At 70.2% G+C, this 20,613-nt stretch carries 13 protein-coding genes; 3 read left to right on the top strand and 10 right to left on the bottom strand.

Features of this window, described 5'->3' with window-relative positions; all coding sequences use genetic code 11:
- The first annotated feature begins 64 nt into the window (after positions 1-64).
- Positions 65-547 (top strand): hypothetical protein, encoded by a 483-nt coding sequence (locus AC3IRM_RS15030; RefSeq protein WP_489203891.1) that lies wholly within the window; start codon positions 65-67, stop codon positions 545-547.
- Between the two features lie 75 nt (positions 548-622).
- Here AC3IRM_RS15030 and AC3IRM_RS15025 read toward each other — a convergent pair whose 3' ends face one another.
- Genes AC3IRM_RS15025 through AC3IRM_RS15010 form a run of 4 tightly spaced genes read right to left on the bottom strand, consistent with a single transcriptional unit; the run spans position 623 to position 5,103 of the window.
- Entirely contained in the window at positions 623-2,278 is a 1,656-nt protein-coding gene (locus AC3IRM_RS15025; RefSeq protein ID WP_489203889.1) for an NAD(P)/FAD-dependent oxidoreductase, read from the bottom strand.
- Positions 2,278-3,105, bottom strand: a complete 828-nt coding sequence (locus AC3IRM_RS15020; RefSeq protein ID WP_489203888.1) for a glycosyltransferase family 2 protein — start codon at positions 3,103-3,105, stop codon at positions 2,278-2,280. The genes AC3IRM_RS15025 and AC3IRM_RS15020 overlap by 1 nt, the downstream gene beginning before the upstream one ends.
- Entirely contained in the window at positions 3,098-3,907 is an 810-nt protein-coding gene (locus AC3IRM_RS15015) for a beta-ketoacyl synthase chain length factor (protein ID WP_489203887.1), read from the bottom strand. The genes AC3IRM_RS15020 and AC3IRM_RS15015 overlap by 8 nt, the downstream gene beginning before the upstream one ends.
- Entirely contained in the window at positions 3,904-5,103 is a 1,200-nt protein-coding gene (locus AC3IRM_RS15010) for a beta-ketoacyl-[acyl-carrier-protein] synthase family protein (protein ID WP_489205944.1), read from the bottom strand. Before AC3IRM_RS15010 ends, AC3IRM_RS15015 begins: the two co-directional genes overlap by 4 nt.
- A gap of 132 nt (positions 5,104-5,235) precedes the next feature.
- Here AC3IRM_RS15010 and AC3IRM_RS15005 point away from each other — a divergent pair, with 132 nt between their 5' ends.
- Positions 5,236-5,940, top strand: coding sequence for a YdcF family protein (locus tag AC3IRM_RS15005; protein ID WP_489203886.1), 705 nt, complete (start codon positions 5,236-5,238; stop codon positions 5,938-5,940).
- Between the two features lie 111 nt (positions 5,941-6,051).
- Positions 6,052-11,784, top strand: coding sequence for an alpha-2-macroglobulin family protein (locus tag AC3IRM_RS15000; RefSeq protein ID WP_489203885.1), 5,733 nt, complete (start codon positions 6,052-6,054; stop codon positions 11,782-11,784).
- An 18-nt stretch (positions 11,785-11,802) separates the two neighbouring features.
- Here AC3IRM_RS15000 and AC3IRM_RS14995 read toward each other — a convergent pair whose 3' ends face one another.
- From AC3IRM_RS14995 to AC3IRM_RS14970, 6 genes are all read right to left on the bottom strand, one after another.
- The gene (locus AC3IRM_RS14995) at positions 11,803-13,599 is read right to left on the bottom strand and encodes a DUF885 domain-containing protein (RefSeq protein ID WP_489203884.1); all 1,797 of its coding nucleotides are present in this window, start codon (positions 13,597-13,599) and stop codon (positions 11,803-11,805) included.
- A 68-nt stretch (positions 13,600-13,667) separates the two neighbouring features.
- Positions 13,668-14,168, bottom strand: a complete 501-nt coding sequence (locus AC3IRM_RS14990; RefSeq protein ID WP_489203882.1) for a cytochrome c oxidase assembly factor Coa1 family protein — start codon at positions 14,166-14,168, stop codon at positions 13,668-13,670.
- Between the two features lie 23 nt (positions 14,169-14,191).
- Entirely contained in the window at positions 14,192-16,462 is a 2,271-nt protein-coding gene (locus AC3IRM_RS14985; protein WP_489203881.1) for a S9 family peptidase, read from the bottom strand.
- A gap of 63 nt (positions 16,463-16,525) precedes the next feature.
- The gene (locus tag AC3IRM_RS14980; RefSeq protein WP_489203880.1) at positions 16,526-16,873 is read right to left on the bottom strand and encodes a hypothetical protein; all 348 of its coding nucleotides are present in this window, start codon (positions 16,871-16,873) and stop codon (positions 16,526-16,528) included.
- 82 nt (positions 16,874-16,955) lie between these two features.
- A complete protein-coding gene (locus tag AC3IRM_RS14975; protein ID WP_489203879.1) occupies positions 16,956-17,651 on the bottom strand; it encodes a glutathione binding-like protein in 696 nt (231 codons plus the stop codon).
- Between the two features lie 208 nt (positions 17,652-17,859).
- Complete coding sequence (locus AC3IRM_RS14970; protein ID WP_489203878.1) at positions 17,860-20,457, bottom strand: glycoside hydrolase family 3 N-terminal domain-containing protein; 2,598 nt, start codon at positions 20,455-20,457, stop codon at positions 17,860-17,862.
- Positions 20,458-20,613 lie beyond the last annotated feature (156 nt).

Raw genomic sequence — 20,613 nt, 5'->3', positions numbered from 1 at the left:
CGGCATGAACCCTGATTCACACCGCCCGCCGCATCATCGTCGTACCCGCCACGAGGATTCTGCGATGCGCGCTTTCCGTCTGCTTCCGTTGTTGCTCGGCATCAGCCTGCTGGCCGGCTGCGCCAGTTCCCATGTGCTGACCGGCACCCCGCGTGCCCCGATCGATCCGGCGCAGGTGCGCATCTATCACGGCCCGCCGCCGGGCCAGTACGAAGAGATCGCGATCCTCAACACCAGCAGCGGCGCGCTGACCTACGGCGAGCAGAACAAGGTCGACTCGGTGCTGCAGAAGCTGCGCAACGAGGCGGCGAAGCTCGGCGCCAACGGCGTGCTGTTCCAGGGGACGGCCGACGGCTACCGCAGCGGCGGCGTCAGTGTGGGCGGCGGCGTGGGCCGCGGCGGCGGCCGCTCGTTCTCGTCGGCCGGTGTCGGCGTCGACATCAGTCCGCAGCAGAAGTACGCCAGTGGCGTCGCGATCTGGGTGGCCAATCCGCCCCCGGCCGATGCACCGCAGACGCCGCCGGTGCTCCCGGGCTCGCCCGAGTAATCCGGCGCGCCCCGCGCTTCAGGGCCGCGACATGCCGCATGAGACGCGCGGCATGTCGCCGGTACCCGCCCCGGGTCACGCCGCGTCGGCGTACCAGGCGGCCGACAGCGATGGCGCCCCGTCGGTGGTGACGCCGGCCAGCAACGCACCCAGACCCATGTCGTCGATGTCGGGATGCGCGGCGCGCGCACGCTGCAGGATCTCCGCGGCCAGCCATTGCATCCGCGCGATGTTGTCGCCGATCCGTACCACCAGCGCGTCGTCGTCGAGCACGTCGGTGAGCGCGCCGTTCATGTCGCGGAACCACTCGATACCCGACTGGTCCAGCATCCGCGCATCGAGCGCGACACCCTCCCGGTTGCGGCGGCCCCAGTCGCGCAGCAGCGCCTGCATCGCCAGGTTCAGGCTGCCGGCGGTCGTGAACACCGGCCGCAAGCGGCCGAGCACGGTCATGCTGGTCAGGCGATCGGCGAAGAACAGCGGCGCCAGCAAGGACCAGTAGTACGTGTAGTCCCAGATCACCTTGACCGGCATGACCTGGGCATCGCCGAACAGCGGGTACTGGTCCTGGTAGAGCGTGAGCGTGTTTTCGTAGAACGAGAAGTACAGCTGCTGGTAGAGCGCGACGTAGGGCCGGTAGTCAATGCCCGCGCGATCCTTGCCGATCATGTCGCAGATGTAGGTGTTGGCGATGGCGATGAAGTCGGTGCCCGGCGAGTAGAACGGATCCAGGAACAGCCCGGCCTCGCCGGTCAGCGCCCAGCGCTCGCGCGAGAACACCTGCTTGCAGCCGTACGAGAAGTGCCGCAGGAACAGGAAGTCCTGCAGGCCGTGTTCGCTGCGGTCGAGCGTCGCGGCGACCTGCGGCTGGTGCGTGCGCAGCCAGTCCATCGCCTTGTCGTGGGTGTTCATCGTCTCGAGCGGATGCATCTTCGCGTCGCAGACGATCCCCAAAGAGTGCGCGCCCGAGGCCAGCGGGATCAGCCAGAACCAGTAGCCCGGCCCGCACATGTGATTGGTCGAACGCCAGCGGTCCGGCGGATCGCAACGCTGCAGCCAGCCGGCATCCTGCGACCAGGCGTTGGGATCGACGATGCCGTCGACACGCCACCACACCGCGTTGGCGTCATGATCGTTGGGCTGGGCGAGGTCGAGCTTGCGCTTGAGCAGGCCGGCGCGTCCGCTGGCATCGACGAGCCAGCGGCTGCGCAGCGTGTGTGTCGCGCCATCGCGCTCGAATGCGACGACGTGATCGCCCGCACCCTCGCCGGCCATCGTGAGCGCTCGCACCACGGCCGCATCCTCGAACTGCACACCCAGCTCGCGTGCGCGCTCGCCGAGGAAATTCTCGAAACGGCCGCGGTCGATCTGCCACGACGGGGCAGGCAGCAACTGGCTGACGCCCAGTTCGGTGCACTGGTCGATGTCGGCACGGCGGTCGGAGAAGAAGAAGCGGAAGCCGAACTTGCGGATCTGCTCGGCTTCCAGATGCGCTTCCAGGCCCAGCACCTTGGCGAGATAGTGGGCGCCGATCTCGACCGTGGATTCGCCGACCTTGTGGGCGGCCTCGCGCACCGGATGCGCGCGGCGCTCGATGACGGTGACCGCGCAATCGGGGTCGCGCTGGCGCAGCTGCAGGGCGAGCGTGAGTCCGGCGAGTCCGCCGCCGAGGATCGCGACGTCGGTGTGCGCTTCGCCGGCGCGTGCGGGGGTGCGGGCCTGGTCGGACATCAGCGTGCGCCTTGCATCGGTTCGGGGGAGAGCATCGCATCCGGCCCGGCGCCGGGATCGAAGATCACCGGGGGATTGGCGCGCGTGGCGCGCCAGGTCTGCAGCAGGTCGCCCCGCGCGAGCACCTGCCGCAGCACGTGCAGGGTGATGAGCTTCAGGTCGCGGTAGAGCCGGAAGTGGCTCTTGCGGAACTGTTCGTCCGAGTCCGCGCAGTGGTAGCGCGTCTCCACCGGAACCGACACCACGCCGCAGCCGAGCTGGCGCGCGGCGCTGATCAGGATCTGCGCCTCGAACACGAAGCCCTCGCCGGGCACGTCGTCGAGCGCGAGCACCGTCGCCGGATACAGCCGCTGCCCGCTCTGCGTGTCGACCATGCGAAAGCCGCAGCCCCAGGCGATGCCCCAGTCGCCGAAATCGTTGCCGATCCGCCGGTACCAGGGCTGCGTGCCGCGCTTCTTCAGCCGGGCGCCGTTGACGATGCAGTGGGGATGGCGGTTGGCGGCTTCGATCATGCGCGGGATGTCGCTGGCGCGGTGCTGACCGTCGCCGTCCATCGTCACCACGGCGGCGAAGCCGCGACGGCGTGCTTCGGCGAAGCCGTCGCGCAGCGCCTGTCCCTTGCCCATGCGCTGCGGATGGCGCAACAGCGTGACCGGCAGTGCGGCGACGATGTCGGATGTCGCATCGTCGGAACCGTCGTCGACGACGATCACGTGTTCGCAGTACGACAGCGCCTCGCCGACGACTTCCTCGATGCGGAGCGCTTCGTTGAGCGCGGGAATCACGACCGCGACGTTGCCGCGATGCAGGTGCGGATGCTCAGCCATGTGACTGCGCCTGCGTTGCGTGCGCGATTTCGATCGCCAGCGAGCGGTGCGGGCCGGCCCGCAGCCGGGCGCGCGCCGTGCCGGTGGCGAGCGCGTCGAAGAGCGGCAGCATCTGCGCCATCGCATTCTGTTCCGCGTGCGTGCAGAGGGGGCCGGGCGATTCGAGATCCGCGCCGTCCTCCAGTGCCGCCGACAGGCGCGGGCCGACGCCGTCACGCACCAGCACCAGCGCCGCACCGAGCAGGCCCTCGCTGCGGGTCACGGTGCCGAGCAATCCAGTCGCTGCGGTGTCGTAGGCCACCAGCAGCACAGCGGGGCTGCCGGTGGCGAGCTGCATCATCGCTTCGAGCAGGCCCTGGGCGAACGTGGCGTCGTGAGCGCTGATCGCGGTCGTCGCCTCGGTGCAGCCGGCGCCGATGGTCCAGTAACCCGCGGCGGCGTTGTGCACGGAGTTGTGGAATTTCGTCGGCGAAATCGCGGTGGGATCGGTGGCCAGCGTGTCGCACATGTAATCGGTGATGCCGAGGTCGCCATGGGTGGAGGCGAACACCGAGGGCAGCGTCTCCGGCGCGATGCCGGCATCGCGGCACGCGGCGAGCGCGACCTCGAGCGCGACGGCGACCGAGCCCGGCGCGCGCCGGCGTTCGTTCGGTGCCAGCAGCTGCGGCGACGGGCGGGACGGCGCGGATTCCGGGCGCGTGCCGTCGCGCGCGAACGCACGTGCCGCGTCCCAGTCCGGCAGACCATCGGTCCAGAAGCCGATGCCGGCGATCGTCGCGGTCAGCGCGCTGGACGTGTTCATGCCGCCACCTTGCCGAACACCAGCGAGCAGTTGTTGCCGCCGAAGCCGAAGGAGTTGTTCATCGCGTAGCGGATGTCGGCCTGCGCATTGTCGAAGCGGATCTGCGGGCCGCACGCGGGATCGCGCACGGCGCTGTCGAGGATGCCCGGCAACAGGCCGTCCTCCAGCGCCAGCAGCGCGAAGACGGATTCGACGATGCCGGCCGCGCCCAGCGTGTGGCCGGTCCAGCCCTTGGTCGAGCTGGCGTGCAGGGTGGCCGGGAACAGCGCATCGACCGCGCGCGCCTCGACCGAATCGTTGGCCGGCGTCGACGTGCCATGCAGGTTGAGATAGCCGACTTCGGCCGCGTCGATGCCGGCGCGGTCGAGCGCGCCGCGCATCGCCAGTCTCGCGCCGAGGCCTTCGGGATGCGGCGCGGACATGTGATGGGAATCGCTGGACTCGCCGTAGCCGCGCAGCTGCAGGCCGGCGTCGCCACTGGCCGCGCGCTCGAGTACCGCGAAGCCACCGGCCTCGCCCAGCGACAGGCCGTCGCGCGTGGCGTCGAAGGGGCGGCAGCGCTCGGTCGAGACCAAGCCCAGCGCGTTGAAGCCGAACAGCACGCTGCCGCACAGCGTGTCGACACCGCCGACCAGGGCCGCGTCCACGAGACCGGCCTCGATCATCCGCGCCGCCTGCGCGAACACCTTCGCGCTCGACGAGCAGGCGGTGGCGACGGTGATGCAGGGACCGCGCAGGCCGGTGGCGTGCTGCAGGAAGTCGCCCAGCGAATGCGGGGTGTGCACGATCGGGCGGGCCAGATCGTCGGGAAAGTGGCGCACGCCATCGGCATCGATCTCGGCGCGCGCATAGCCTTCCTCGCTGGCGCCGATGCTCGAGGTCGACGTGCCGACGACCAGCGCGATGCGATCCGCGCCGTATTTCGCGACCATCGTGTCGAGCGACGTCAGCACGCCGTCCTGCTGCAGCGCCAGCCAGGCGAGCCGGTTGTTGCGGCACTCCCAGCGCGACAGCGCGGATGGCAGCGGCGCCGCTTCCACGTCTTCGACGCGACCGATCCAGGTCGGCAGCGGCGTCGGACCGAAATCGTTGCGGCGCAGGCCACCGCGTCGTTCACGCAGGGCGGCGGCCTGGGCGGCGTTGCCACGCCCGAGCGCGGTGGTCGCGGTGAACGCGCGGATGGCGAGTGCCGGCATCGGCGACAGGGACAGCGGTTCAGGCACGCAATGGATCCGGGGAGACTCAAGAGGCCGAGTATAGCGAGAGCATCGTGAGGCTAGACTTCAGGGCCACCCCCGGTTCCGGACCGTTCGGAAAGCTGCTCCACGATGGCCCGCACCCGCTTGCTGCACCGCCTGAAACGGCTCGCCGACCGCGATGCACTGCATACGCTGGTGGTCGCCGGGGCGGCCTGCGTGCTGAGTGGCGGCCTGGTCTATGTGGGCTATCTGGTGCACGTATTGCGGGTCGCGCGCGACGCGCCCTGCGAACCGGTCGACGGCGAATGCGTTCTGGTGTTCGGCAAGCACTCGCCGCAGGGGCGGCTGGACGCTGATTTCCAGGCCCGCCTCGCGCGCGCCGCGACCCTGTGGACCTCGCATGCGCCCGGCAGCGTGCTGCTGCTCGGTGGCGGTCCGGTAGGCAGGCCTACCGAGGCCGCGCTCGCGCGCGATGCCCTGCACGCACTCGGTGTGCCCGAGGACGCGCCGCTGGTGCTCGAGGATGCGTCGCGCGACACGCTGCAGAACCTGCGCAATGCGCGCAGCCTGCTCGCCGCCGCGGTTGTCGATCCCGACGCGCCCACGCGCCGCGTCACCCTGCTCAGCAGCCGCTACCACCTCGCACGCTGCGCGCTGTTCGCACGTGGACTCGGCCTGCACTGGGAGCTGTGCGCGGCCGAGCCGCAGCTGTCCTGGCGGCCCGGCATGCTGTGGCGCATCGCCGGCGAGGCCGCCTACGTCTGCTGGCTCGACATCGGCGTGCGCTGGGCACGGTTGATCGGCCATCGCGGGCTGATCGAACGGATCAGCTAGGCGATCCTGTCCACGCCGCATGCGCGCGGTGGGCCGCGGCGCTTTCGATCCTCAACGCCATGCCGTGCGCCGTGTAGGCTGGTCCGGTCTTCGGCAGGGAGCGGCAGGACGATGCGGACAGCGGACGTGGCCGGCGCGAAGACGCGCCGCTCGGCATCAGTGGCGGTTGTCGTTGCGCTGGCCTGCGGGCTCGCCACCGCCGGCGCGCAGGCAGCGCGCATCGACGCCAGCTTCGAGGGGCGCTGGCTGCAATTGCGTTTCTCCGAGCCGATGCGGGTCTGGGACAACCCGCGCGATGACGGACTCGTGCGCCTGCGCCCCGGGCTGCCTGCGACCTGCAGCTGGAGCAGTGACCTGCTGATGCAATGCGATTTCGGCGAGGCGCAGCCGACGCCTGCAACGCGCTATCGCATCCAGGTGGGCGCAGGCCTGACGACGCAGCAGGGTGTGGCCGTGGCGCCGCGCATGCTGGAGGCGGAGACGGAGCGGCCCACGCTCTCCGCGTTCGCCATGCGCTGGCGCGAGGGTCTGCCGACGCTCCGCATCACGTCGTCGTTGCCGGCCGCGCGCGAGGCCGTGGCCGCGACCCTGCGCCTGCGTGTCGATGGCAGACCGGTGACCCTGCCGGCCGCGGCGCTGACGCCCGTCTCCATTCCGGGCCGGAACACCACCGCCTCCTTCGATCTCGATGCCGACGCGCTGGGTCTGCCGGCGGGACCGGACCGGATCGTCGAGTTGTCCGTCGCGCCCGGCCTGCGCAGCACCGCCGGTCCACTACCCGGCACCCAGGATGCATCGCTGGTGCGCGTGCTCGCGCGCGAGTCCTTCCGCATTCGCGGCGGCCAGTGCGCGGCGCCGGCGCGGCCGGCCTATGCGCGCAATCGCGATGGCGTGGTCGCCCTGCGCTGCCTGGCCGGCGAACCGGTCGAAATCTGGTTTTCGCGACCGCTTGATCCGGCCGACGAGGCGCAGTGGGCCGCGTCGCTGCCGCAAAGCGCGCGGGTCCTCAGCTGGTCCGACCAGTCCGGCGTGTACGCCGACGATGACCGATCGATCGCGGCGGCACCGGGCCGCTCGGCGCGGATCGTCTTCGAGACGCCCGGTGATGCCGTGACGATCAACGTCGATGCCGGCCTGCGCGCGTCGGGCACATCGACCGCGATCGAACCGGCGCGGATCGATCTGCGTATCGGGCCATTCCGCCCGGGGCTGCACGCGCCCGGGCAACGCCGCCTGATCGCGGACGGCGACCGGCTGCCGGCCATGCTCGCCGAAGCGGTCAACACCGCAGGTGTCGACATCGACGTGACCGGCGTCGGTCGCACGCTGCACACCGGGCGCGCCGTCGCGGCAGCGCCTGCGCTCGCCCAGGCGCAGCCGATCGACTCGGCGGTCACCACGCGCGTGCTGGCAGAAGGCGGCTGGGCGCGCTGGCGTCCGGATGTCGGCGCGAATCCATCGATGCTCGAGTTCGCCGCGCCGGACTTCGATCTGTTCGCGGTCGCCGGGCGTCGCGAGGTGCTGGCTTGGGCGAATGCCTGGGACACGGATGCCCCGGTGACCGGTGCGCAGGTTGAACTGCTGTGGATGGACCGTGCCGACGCGGCGCCGCGCGTGGTCGCCACGGCGAAGACCGGCCGCGATGGTGTCGCCCGGCTGCGCGTGCCCGACACCATCGTCGATGACGTGCAGGGCGAGGCCGGCTTTCCGAGGTGGCTGCTGCGCGCGAGCCAGGGCCGTGGCGATCGCGCGCGTCGGGCGGTGCTGCCGGCGTGGCAGCCGGCCGCGCACACCCTGAGCCTCGGCCGGGCCGCGCCGCTGCAGACCTGGGGCGTGTCGGACCGGCCGATGTACCGCAGCGGCGACACCGTGCGTTACCGGCTGTGGCAGCGCCAGCGCAGCGGAGGCAGATTGCTGCGCATCGAAACGCCGCCAGCGCATGCGCTGCAGCTGTTCGATCGTGACCAGAGACGGACGATCCTGCGCTGGAACGCGACGCCCGATGCCGATGGCGGCATCGAAGGGGAACTCCCGCTGCCGGTGCATCTGACCGATGGCACCTACTGCATCGGCACCGGCGAGCGTTACGCGGTGCGCGGCACGTGTTTCTTCGTCGGCACCCATCGTGCGCAGGATCTCTGGGTCGAGGCGACGGGCGATGCGCCGCGCGTGCTGCGCGACGGGGAACGCTTCGATGTCGACGTGTCGGCCGGCTATTACTCGGGCGGGCCGGCGGCGGGCATCGCCCTGTCGCGGGTGACGGCCACAGTGACGCCGCGGGGCATCGGATCGGCGTATCCGCAGCACGCGGCCTACACCTTCATCGAATCCTTCGCCGGCCATGGCCCGGTGCGGCTGGTCGACGCCGTCGATCCCGCGCCGGTGACCGGACCCGATGGCCGCGCCCGAATCGCCCAGCCGGTGACGATGCGCGCGCCCGAGGCGACGCCGGTTGCGTTCGGCGACCTGCGGGTCATCGCCGAACTGCGCCCAGGCGATCGCGAGGCCACCGCGAGCAATGCGGCGAGTGCGCGCTACAGCCGTTATGCACGCTTCACCGGGCTGCAGGTCGAGCCGCGCGCGTTCGACGCTCGCACACCGGTGACGCTGCAGGGGCTGGTCATCGATGCCGAAGGCGCCGTGGTCGATGCGCCGGTGGAGGTGGTGGTGGAATACCAGCCGCACGATGCCGCGGCGGACGCAGCATCCAACGTGGTCGCGAGCTGCATCGTACCAACGCGCGAAGCGGTGACCTGCGATGTCCCGCGCAAGGCCCCAGGCCGTTACCGCTTCACCGCGCGCAGTGGCGACGCCGCACCGGCCACCCTCGTGCGCCATGTCTGGGACGGCTGGACGGCGCCCGCAACGCGCCAGCGTGCGACGCTCGAACTGCTGGGTCCGGTGGAAACCAACGGAGATCCGGCCCGGTTTGCGCTGACCCAGCCGCATGCGCGCACCCGCGCTCTACTGGTGTTCGTGGCCGGCAACGACACGCTGCTCGCCCATCAGGTCGAGACCCTCGACCGCAGCGTCGCGCAGCTCACCGTGCCGACCGACCGCGACTGGCGTGGCACGCCGGTGCTGCATGCCTTCGTGCGCGACGCGTCGCCGGGTTCGGTCGTGGGCGGCATCCGCGAGGTGCCGACGCTGACGACGCTTCGCGCCGAAGTGCCGATGCCGTCGACGTCCGAAGCGGACGTGGCGGTCACGGTCGCATTCGACGCCCCCCAGGCGGCGCCCGGCGGACGCCACATGGTGCGCCTGCACAACCCCGGCGATCAGCCGCGCGAGGTCACGCTGGCCGTCGTCGACGATGCGCTGCGCGCACTCGCCGGGCCGTTCCTGGCCTATTCGGATCCTGCCGGCAATGCCTGGCTGGGTATGCGGGCGCCCCGCGCGACGCCGGCGACGGCCGGGTTTTCGCTGTGGCAGCGTTCGCCCCCATGGGCAGTGCGTTTGCCGTGGCCGACGACTGCGGACGCCGCTTTGGAACCGCCGGTGCCAGCGTATCCCGAGGCGCCGGTGGTGTTCGATGACCCCAGTCCAATGGATGCGCCCGCGCCGCCGCCAGCCCCCCCCGCGCCGCCGGCTCCTGCCATGGACATCGGCGCCAGTGTCGATCCTGATTACACGAGCCTCGACCAGATCGTGGTGACCGGCAGCCGCCTCGCCGATGCCGTTGCCGACGCCGGCAGCGGCCGGCGCGATCTCGATATCGACGAGACGCGGGGCAGCGACATGGATCGCGCACTGCAGGCAAGCGCGCGCGTCCGCTCGCATTTCGCCGATACGGCGCTGTGGCTGCCGCGCGTGCGGCTCGCGCCAGGGGAAACCCGTGAGGTGGCGCTGACGCTGCCCGACAACCTGACCCGCTGGCGCGCGATCGCATGGAGCAGCGATGCCGATGACGACTTCCAGGTTGCCGAAGCCACGCTGGAAACGGGGCTGCCGATCGAGGTGCGCCTGCAGACGCCGGTGCGCCTGTATCCGGGTGACCGTTCGCGCCTGGCCGCAAACCTGCGCCAGACCGGCGACGCGCCAACGGCGGTGCAGGGCAGCCTGCAAGTCGAAGGTCTAGATCCGCCGGTGCGCGACACGCAGGCGGTCAATCTCGCTTCGCGCGGTCAGGCGAGCATCGCGACCTCCATCGAACCTGTCGCGCCCGGCGCGCTGCAGGTGCTCGCGAGTGCGGAGGCAGACGCCGGTCGCGACGCCGTCGTCTCGACGATCGAGGTCGCGCCGCCAACGATCCGCGGCCGCCGCCTGCAGGCCGGATGGCTCGGCGAGACGCCCGTGTCGCTGGCGCTGCCGCAGTTGCCGGACAGCGCCAGCAACCCACATCTGCACGTCACCCTGCAGCACGGCGTTGCGGGGCTGGTGTCGCGCTGGACCGGGGACATGCGCGACTACCGCCACCGCTGCTGGGAGCAGATCCTCAGCCGCGCCGTTGCGGCCGCGCTCGCAATCGAACGCGGAGACGTCGCCGACTGGCCGGGCGCCGAAGCCGCTGTGCGCGAAGCGCTCGACAACGCCGCAGTGTTCCAGAACGGCGGCGGCGATTTCAGGTTCTTCGCCGACGGTGTCGACGCGACGTACGCCGGTGCGCGGGCGCAGTTCGCGCTGACCGCCTGGACGGTGCGTGCGTTCAATGAACTGCGCGGGCTGGGGTATCCGGTCGATGCTGGCATCGACCAGCGTGCCCGCGATTTCCTGGCGAGCCGCGCACGCGAGCCCTTGCCGGCAGCCGCCGATGCGGTCGCCGCCAATGAACGTGCGTTCGCGCTCGGGGCCTTCCGTGATGCGCCGGCCGCCTCGCTCGACGACAGCTTCGCGCGCTGGGCGCAGCTCGCGATGCCCGCACGCATCGCGCTGACCTCGGGCCTGCGGCACGCGAACCATCCGTCTGCCGACGAGGCGCTCTCGCGCCTGCTGCAGCAGGCGCCGGCGCAAGGGCCGGTACGCACGCTGCGTGCAGCCGGCGATGCGACGCGCTGGATGGGTTCGCCGCTGCGCGAGCAATGCGCGTTGATCGACCTGCTGTATGGCGACACGGCGCATGCGACCGAACGTCGTGCCCTGATCGCCGGCCTCGGCGATCTCTACGCGGGCGGCACGCCGGCGGTGGACACGCAGAGCGGCGCGATGTGTCTGCTGGCCCTGCGCGATGTCGCGCGTCCGGGTAGCGGAACGGTGTCGGCCGCATTGCAGCCCGGCACAGCGGCCGAGCAGACCTTGCGCGTCGCGCCCGGTGACGTGCAGACGGACTGGCAGGGCGCGTTGCCCACTGACGGACGGCTCGCGATCTCCAACCGCTCCTCGGGCGATGCGCCGGCCGGCTATATCGCCGAGATCGCGTTCGACGAGGACGCCCGGCTGGCGCGCGCGTCGGCCATCGGCTTCTCGATCGAGCGCCAATACGCGGTGTTGCGCGATGGCGCATGGACGTCGATCGATGGCGCGAACGTGCGCGAAGGTGATTGGCTGCGCGTCACGCTGACCGTGCGCACGAGCGCGACGCGCTGGTTCGTGGCCGTCACCGATGCGGTGCCGGGCGGTCTGCGGCCGACCGATCTCGCGCTTGGCGCGATCGCGGGACTCGACCTGCAGCAGGTGTCGGACACCGGCAGCGACTGGTTCGCCACGCGCCGCCTCGATCCGCGGTCGCCGCGCTTCTATGCAGAACACCTGCCGGCGGGAACGCACGCAGTGCATTACTTCCTGCGCGCCGGCAACGGTGGCGACTACCTCGCGGCGCCGGCCACCGCCGAACTCATGTACGGCGGCGCCAGCAATGCACGCACGGCGGCCCAGCGGGTGGTCGTGGACGCGGACGCGGGGCCGTGAGCCCCGCGTCGCGCAGCATCAACGGCGCTGCTGCGCCGGGATGAACGTGGTTTCCACCGCTTCGGCCAGTTGGTCGGGCGGCAGCAGGCCCTGGTCGAGCAGGAAGTTGTTGAACGCGCGGCGGTCGAACGTCGCGCCCAGCGCCAGTTCGGTACGCATGCGCAGTTCGAGAATGCGCGTGTAGCCGTAGAAGTAGCTCGTCGCCTGGCCCGGTGCGTTGAAGGTGTAGCGGTCGAGTTCCTGGCGCGCCATTGCGGGCGAGAGCATCACTTCCTCGGTCAGCACGTGGCCGGCGCGTTCGCGGTCGATCATGCCGAGATTGAGCATCGGATCGAGCATCGCGCGCGCGGCGCGCAGCAGGCGGAACTGCAGCGCGATCAGCTGGCCGTCGAGCGGCTCATAGGGCACCAGCTCGGCTTCTGCATACAGCGCCCAGCCTTCGACGTTGACCGAGTTGAACGCGAACATCGAGCGCGCCAGCGACACGCCGCGCTCGACCATCGCGGTGAACTGCAGCTCGTGGCCGGGCCGGCCTTCGTGCGCCGACAGCGTCCAGCGCACGGCGTCGAAGTTGAAATCGTCGTAAGCCGCGTCGTCGCCGGTGCCGCCGGGATTGCCCACCGGCAGCACGAACGTGCCCTGCTGCCCGGTGTTGCCGACCAGGGGCGCCGGGCGGAAATGCGGCGCGGGCTGCGCGGCCGATTCGGCGTCCGAACCCAGGCGCATCTGCATCTCGCGCTGCGGCACGTCGACGATGTCCTCGCGCTCGATGATCGGATCGATCGCGTCGATGACCTCGCGGTAGCTCGCTTCGAGCCTGTCGTTGGGAATCGTGTCGCGCTTGAGCGCGGCGATCACCTCGCGGTAGTCGGTCGCCGCGATGCCCTTGTCCTTCGCGACGAGCGGCGCGAGCTGCTGCATCTGCGCGCGAATTTCCATGAAGGCCAGCTGCGCGCGCTGCATCAGCAGCTGCGGATCGACATCGGTGCCGTACTGCTTGAGGCCGAACGCATAGAGTTCCGGCGGCAGACGCGTGTCTTCGCGCGCCTGCGGCAGCACGGTGGTGCGCGTCCAGTCGGCGTAGGCGGTGATCTCCTTCGCGATCGCGTCGAGTGCCGGCTCGGCGCCCTCGATCCCGTATTCCTCGAAGAGCTTGCGGATGCCGGCGATGTAGGTGTCGGCGCTGTCGAGCGCGCGCTGGACCTCGAGTTTCGTCGGCTGCAGCAATTCGGGATTCGACAGGCGTTCTTCGTAGCGCTGGCGGGCGAGGGTGGTGATCGGTGTGCTGCCGTCGGTGAGGCCGGCGTAACGCTGCAGGCGGGCGAGCGCATGCACGCGGCGCTCGGCCGGCGTCTGTGTCGACAGCAGGCCGTTGATGCCGCCGAAGATCAACTGCGGCGCATCGGTCCAGGGCAGCAGGTAGCGCTCGCCGAGCGTGCTGCCCTCGATGCTCTGGTCGATGCTGGTCAGCAGGATCTGCAGGTCCTGGCGCACGTTGGCATCGCGCTCGAGTTCGAGCTGCGTCTGCAACTGGGCGCGCGCCGCGGTCATCGCGTCGCGATAGCGCCGGGCGTTGTCGGGACCGAAATCCGCGACCTGGTCGTCGTAGCCGGGCACGCCGAAGAAGCCTGCGGATTCGGGCTGGAACGGCGCCTGGGCGTCGATCAGGATCTGCGACAGTTCGTTGCTGCGCGTCACCCAGGCCGGCGACGCGGTCTGTGATGCGGCGACGGCGGTCCTGGCGTCATCGGTGTGGGCGAGTGCCGTGAGCGGCGCGGCGAGGGACAGGGCGATCGCGAGGACAAGCGGTTTCATGGCAGCACCAGCGGCAAGGACGAATGGCGACCGTAGGCGCTCGCGTGCGTGCCGGCAATGGCCGGAGGTCACGGCGCCGGCAATGCGTGGTGTTCGACCGGCGTGTCCGCTTCGGCGATCGTGATGATCTGTTCGGGGTCGTTGTCCCCGGGCACGTACAGCAGCGATTCCCAGGTCCAGGCGCCCAGCCGACGATCGGCACTCGCGACGAGACGTCCCTCGCCGCGTGGTCCCTCGATGCCGATCACCAGGTCTGCCCGGCCTTCGCCGCCGTTGTCGCTCGATGTGCTGATCGATCCCATCGGCATCAATCCGGGTTCGATCGGGGTACCGAGGACCTCCACGAGTTCCGGATGCGCGCGGGCGCGCGCCAGTGCATCGGCGTAGACATCCGAGCGGGTCATCGAGCCGCGGACTGCGAACAGCGCGATCGCGACGAACGCCGCGACCAGCGCAACGAACGTGACCACGGCGACCGGCAACGCCCACTTCCAGTGCCGCTGCCACCAGCCACGTGGTGGCGGCACAGACACGGGGCGCGGCGGCAGCGGTGGCGGGGTCGTGGACATGCGGGTGTTTTCGGCGTGCGCCGTCAGGGCGCCAGACAACGCGCCAGGAACGCCTCGCTGGTGCGGTAGCGATGCAGGGCATCACGTCCGCGCAGGCCATGCTTGGCGCCCGGATAGGTCATCAGTTCGAACGGCGTGCCGGCCTGCTGCAACTGGCTCATCAGCTGCGTGGCGTTGGTGAACAGCACGTTGTCGTCGGCCATGCCGTGGATCAGCAGCAGCGCGTTGGGCTTGATGTTGTCGGCGTGGGTGAACACGCTGGCCTCGCGATAACCGTCGACGTTGGCCTTCGGCAGATTCATGTAGCGCTCGGTGTAGTGCGTGTCGTAGAGCGCCCAGTCGGCGACCGGCGCGCCGGCGATGCCACAGGCGTATGCGTCCGGCGCCTTGGCCAGCAGCATCAGCGTCATGTAGCCGCCGTTGGACCAGCCGTTGACCGCGATACGGTCGCCGTCGACCCACGGCTGCGACTTCAGCCACTCGACGCCGCGCAGCTGGTCCTCGACCTCGACCGTGCCCTGACGCTCGTACAGCGCGCCGACGAAATCGCGGCCGCGACGCGGCGTGCCGCGGTTGTCGAGCGAGAACACCACATAGCCCTGCTGCGCAAGGTACTGGTGGAAGCTCGCATCGGCGCGGCCGGGCCAGGTATCGAGCACGGTCTGCGCGGCGGGGCCGCCGTAGACGAACACGACCACGGGATGCGGCTTGGTCTCGTCGAAATCCGCCGGCTTGATCAGCGAGTAGTGCAGCGGCGTGCGGCCGTCGGCGGCGGTCAGCGTGCCGAATTCGGTTGGCCGGTGCGCGGCGAGGAACGGCGCGTAGGGATGATCGGCGGCGGAAAGATCGTTCTCGACCAGCGTCGCGAGCCGCGTGCCGTCGGCGCGGTGCAGCGCGATCTGCGGCGGCGTGGTCGTGTTCGACCAGCTGTCGACGTAGACCGATGCATTACGCGCGAAGCTCGCGCCATGCATGCCGGGTTCGGTCGACAGCGCGGTGTAGGCGTGCTGGCCGTCGAGGCCGACGCTGTAGATACGCGATTCGGTCGCGCGCGGCAGCGCCTTGCCCTCTTCGAACACCATGCCGGCGCGGAAGTAGGCGAGGCCTGCGCCAGCATCGACGGCCAGCAGTTCATCGACCGGCCACTCGCCCTGCGTGAGCTGGGTCATGCGGCGTCCGTTTTCGGACGCCAGATACAGATGCTGGAAGCCGTCGCGCTCGGACGACCAGACGAAGCGGCCGTCATCGAGGAAGCGCAGGCTGTCGTGCAGCGGCACCCAGGTGCGGCCGCGCTCGGTGACCAGCGTGCGCTGCGCGCCGGTGGCGAGCGTGGTCTCGACGAGTTCGAGTGTCTGCTGGTCGCGCGACTGGCGCTGGAAGGTCAGGCGCTGCGCATCGCGCCAGTGCACGCGGGCGAGATAGATATCGGGGTTGTTGCCCAGGTCGACATCGGTCACCGCGCCGCCCTGCGGCGCGACGACATGCAGGGTCACGCGCACGTTGTCGTCGCCGGCGGCCGGGTAGCGCTGCTCGACGACTTCGGTGCGATCGGGATAGACCTCGTAGCGCTTCTGCACCGGCACCGGCGATTCGTCGATGCGTGCGTAGGCGATCCCGCTGTCGTCGGGCGCCCACCAGTACCCGGTGTGGCGGTTCATTTCCTCGTCGGCCACGAACTCGGCGACGCCATTGCCGATCACCTCGCTGCCGTCATTCGTCAGCTGGCGCTCGGTGCCGCTGGCGAGATCAATGACCCACAGATTGCGCGCGCGCACGAAGCTGACGAAGCCGCCGCGTGGCGAGACCTTGGGATCGGTCGCGAAGCCGCCGCCGTCGGTGAGCTGGCGTACCGCATCGCTGCCGGACTTCGACAGATCGTAGAGATACAGCTCGCCGCCGAGCGGAAACAGGAGCCGCTGCGCGTCCGGCGCCCACTGATAATCGACGATGCCGGATTGCCCGGCAATGCGCTGACGTTCGCGGCGCGCCTTCTCGGCATCGCTGAGCGTTTCCTCGCCCGGCAGCACGACCTTGGAATCGACCAGCATCCGCGTCTGCCAGCTGGCGATGTCGTATTCCCACAGGTCGAGCTGGTTGCGGTTCTCGTCCTTGCCGCGCAGGAATGTCACCCGCGAACCGTCCGGTGCGACCTGCGGCTTCATCAGCGTCGGCCCCGACAGCGGTGCATCGCCGGTGATGGCTTCGAGCGTGAGACCGCCGGCGGCGGGTGGCGTGGCGGCGAGGGCGGAGGAGGTGGCGATCATCAGGGCGGCGGCAGCGAGTACGGAGCGCATGGCGGGTCCAGTGGAGCGAGGCGCCCAGTGTATCGGTTGGGCGCAGGAGGCCCGGCTCAGACCTCAGTCCGCGCAGGCTTCGCGGCGCACCGTGCTGTCGGACCAGCCCCACATGCGATGCACCTGTGGCTGGAACGTGTGCAGCGCATGGCCGCAGGTGCCCGCCGCCGCCGGTGGTGGCAGGCACGCGGCCTGCGCGCCGTCGGCGGCGATGTACCACGCCGCGAGATCGGGTGGCGTTTCGACATGGGCCAGCGTGAGCAGTTCTGCAGCCACGTCGGGGGCCGCGGTGCGTCGCCAGTCGTCGCCGGCCAGTGCATCGCAGCGTGCGATGTCGAGGGTGACGGGGGCAGGGGTCGACGCGCACGCGGTGAGCAGGCAGGCGGCGGTCAGCGTGGTGAACTTTCGCATCCGAGGTCGTCCTTGAGTCCGGGAGACCTCCGATCCTACGCAAGCGCGCGCAGCGGCGCAGACCGCCACGCGCGACGGTCCGTCAGCGAAGCCCCTGCCCGAACAGCAGCTTCTTTTCCGCGTCGCTCATGGTCTTGCCCGCATCGGGATTGACCTCTTTTGCCTTCGCATACGCACGCGCGGTGGCGGGGCGTGCCTGGATCGCGGCATGCCAGCGCTGGACTTCCGGGTAGGGCGTCATGTCGATCGGCGCCTTGTCGTAGACACCGATCCACGGATACGTCGCCATGTCGGCGATCGAATACGCGTCGCCGGCGATGAAGTCGCGGCCCTTCAGATGTGTGTCGAGCACCTGCAGCAGGCGGTTGGCTTCGTTGGTGTAACGCTCGATCGCGTACGGAATCTTCTCGGGCGCGTAGACGTTGAAGTGGCCGTACTGGCCGGTCATCGGGCCGAGACCGGCCATCTGCCAGAACAGCCATTCCAGCGTCTCGATGCGCACGCGCGGATCGGTCGACAGGAACTGCCCGGACTTCTCCGCCAGATACAGCAGGATCGCGCCGGATTCGAACACGGTCTGTGGTTCGCCGCCGCCAGCCGGGGCGTGGTCGACGATCGCCGGCATCTTGTTGTTCGGGGAGAACGCGAGGTACTCGGGCTTGAACTGGTCGCCCTTGCCGATGTTGACCGGGTGGATCGTGTAGTCGAGCCCGGCTTCTTCGAGAAACAGAGTGACTTTGTGGCCATTGGGGGTGGGCCAGTAGTGCAGGTCGATCATGGGGTGCCGCTCCGCGGGACAGGTGCGTCGAGTCTAGGCGCGCCCTCGTAGGGCGGCGTGGATGCGGGACGCACGCTGCGTTGCGGTGGTGTGGCCTGGGGCGCGGATATGACGACGCCGCCTGAAGCGGCGGCGTCGGTCGGGTGTGCTGCGGGCATCTGCCCGCACCGCAACCCCTCTCCCTGGAGGAGAGGGGTCGAAGCGGCGCTTACTGCGTGTTGCAGTCGAGCCGGTGCGTGGCGTCGGTGCCGATGCGGACCTCGGCCAGACCCAGGGTCAGACCGGCCGGTGCGCGCAATGCGAACGGCGTGCTGACGCGGGTGGCGTCGAGACCGGCAGCGGTCAGGCACTTGAGCGGAATGCCCGCGGTCACCCACTCGCCCTGCGGCAGCGTCGCCAGCCATTCGCGCACCGGCAGTGCGCCCGCGCAGTCGTCGCCGCAGCCAGCGGACAGGGTGATGTCACCGCTGGCGGGGAGGGCGTCGACGCGCAGGGTGATCAGCAGCAGCGAATCGCCGTTGGTCTCGCGGCTCAGATCGGCCGGCGAGTGCGACAGCAGTTCGGCGGTCGCAGTGCCGGTCCAGGTCAGCAGGCGTCCACCTTCCTGGGTCTGGTAATCGACCGCGGCGAGGCTCAACGTGCCGTCCGGTGTGACGACGCGCGGATGCAGCACATCGGCGCCGCGCCCGTCGGCGCCGGTGACCACGAGGCGGATGCCGGGGCCGGGCACGCCCTTGGCGAAATAGCCGGCGTCCTTGCCGTCTTCGGCACTGACGCCGGCGTCTTCCGGCAGGGCGTCGAGGTTGCCGGCATCGGCGTAGGTCAGGCCGTGGCCGAACGCGAACAGCGGGTCGTAGCCCTCCATGCCGACGTTGTTGACGTACTGGTCGGCGCGGCGCGGCCACGAGAAGCTGAGCTTGCCCTTGAAGTCGTGCTGCGGCTGGCCATCGGCGCCGCGCAGCAGCACGTCGGCGATGCCCGCGCCTTCAGAGCCCGGCAGCCAGGCGGCGACGAAGGCGTTGGACGCGTTGATCTCGCGGTTCATCCACAGCGGACGGCCGCTGAGGAACACCGAAATCACCGGAATGCCGTCCGCGCGCAGGCGATTGACGAGTGCCAGGTCGGCATCGTCGCCGGGCTTGTACAGCAGGTTCGGCAGGTCGCCGAGGAATTCGGCATACGGATCCTCGCCGAACACGACGATCGCCACGTCCGGCTTCTGCCGGTACGCGCCGTCGACCGCGAGCTGCGCGCTGCCGCCGGCGGCCGTGACCTGGTTGCGGATGCCGTCCCAGATGGTGTCGCCGTTGGGGTAGTCGGCGCGCTTGGTGCCGGTGCCCTGCCAGTTCAGCGTCCAGCCGCCGGACTGCTTGCCCATGTCGTCGGCGCCGTCGCCAGCCACCAGCACGTTCTGGTTCGCGGCGAGCGGCAGGATGCCGTCCTGGTTCTTCAGCAGCACCAGCGATTCGCGCACGGCGCGGCGTGCGACCTCACGGTGTTCCGGGGCGCCGAGCAGTTCGAACTTGCCGCCGAGCGCGCGTTCCGAGGGACGCGGCGCGTCGAACAGGCCCATGCGGAACTTGACCCGCAGGATGCGACGCACCGCGTCGTCGAGGCGTTCCATAGGAATCTCGCCCGACTGCACGTGCTTGACCGTGCTATCAAACAGGCCGCGCCAGCTGTCGGGCGCCATCGCCATGTCGAGGCCGGCATTGAACGTCGCCGCGCAATCGGTGGTGGTGCAACCCGGCAGCTGGCCGTGGCCGTTCCAGTCGCCGACGATGAAGCCGCCGAAGTTCATGCGGTCCTTGAGCACGTCGGTCAGCAGGGCGCGGTGGCCGTGCATGCGCTCGCCGTGGATGCTGTTGAACGAGGCCATGACCGCCTGGGCGCCGGCGGCGATCGCCGGCGGATAGCCCGCGTTGTGGATGTCGCGCAGCTGCGCCTCGGTGACCTGGGTGTCGCCCTGGTCCTTGCCGCCGACCGTGCCGCCGTCGCCGAGGTAGTGCTTGACCGACACCATCACGTGGTGGTCGTCGAGGAAGTCGGGCGAGCCGGCCTTGCCCTGCATGCCTTCGACGACCGCCGGCGCGAACGCGGCCACCACGTCCGGCGATTCGGAATAGCCTTCGTAGGTGCGGCCCCAGCGATCGTCCTGTGGCACGGCGACGGTCGGCGCGAACGCCCATTCCATGCCGGTGGTGCGGGTTTCGATCGCGGTGACGCGGCCGATCTCGCGCATCAGTTCGGCATTGCGCGTCGCGCCGAGGCCGATGTTGTGCGGGAACAGCGTCGCGCCGACGATGTTGCTCTGGCCGTGCACGGCATCGATGCCGAAGATCACCGGAATCGCCTTACCGCCACCGGCGGTGTCCATCGACGCTTCCCAGAACGCGTCGGACAGCGCCAGCCATTCGGCAGGCGATGCGTCGTAGCGGCCGCCCGGATCGGAGTTGCCGCCGGCCAGGATCGAGCCGAGTCGGTACTTGCGGACGTCCTCGGGCGTGACGTCGGCGATGTCGCCCTGCACGATCTGGCCGACCTTCTCCTCGACGGTCATCGTCGCCATCAGGTCGGTGATGCGCTGCTCGAGCGCAGCGTCCTCGGCCAGCGGCCACGCGGTCTCGGGCCAGTTGGCGGCATCGATCGCGCCGGCGTCGGCCGCGTTCGTTGCCGCAGGTGCGGGCGTGGCGGCAGCGGCAGGTGCGTCGTCGCGCGCGCAGGCGCCGAGGACGCATACGGCGAGCATCGCGGGCAGCAATGCGTGGCGGAAGGATCGGTGTGCGGGGCGATGCGACTGGATCATCGAAGGGCTCCGGATCAGGAGAGTGCGGCCTGGGCCGCGGATGGGACGGGCGCCATGCTGCTCAGCAGCGATGACAGCGTTGTCAGACGTCGGTCAGCATACCGGCGGACGGGCCTGCGCGCTTGCTGCAGAGCGTCATCGACACCGACGGCACCG

Source organism: Luteimonas sp. KH_071 (genome assembly GCF_057838005.1).
This window is presented reverse-complemented; position numbering and strand designations above follow the sequence as displayed.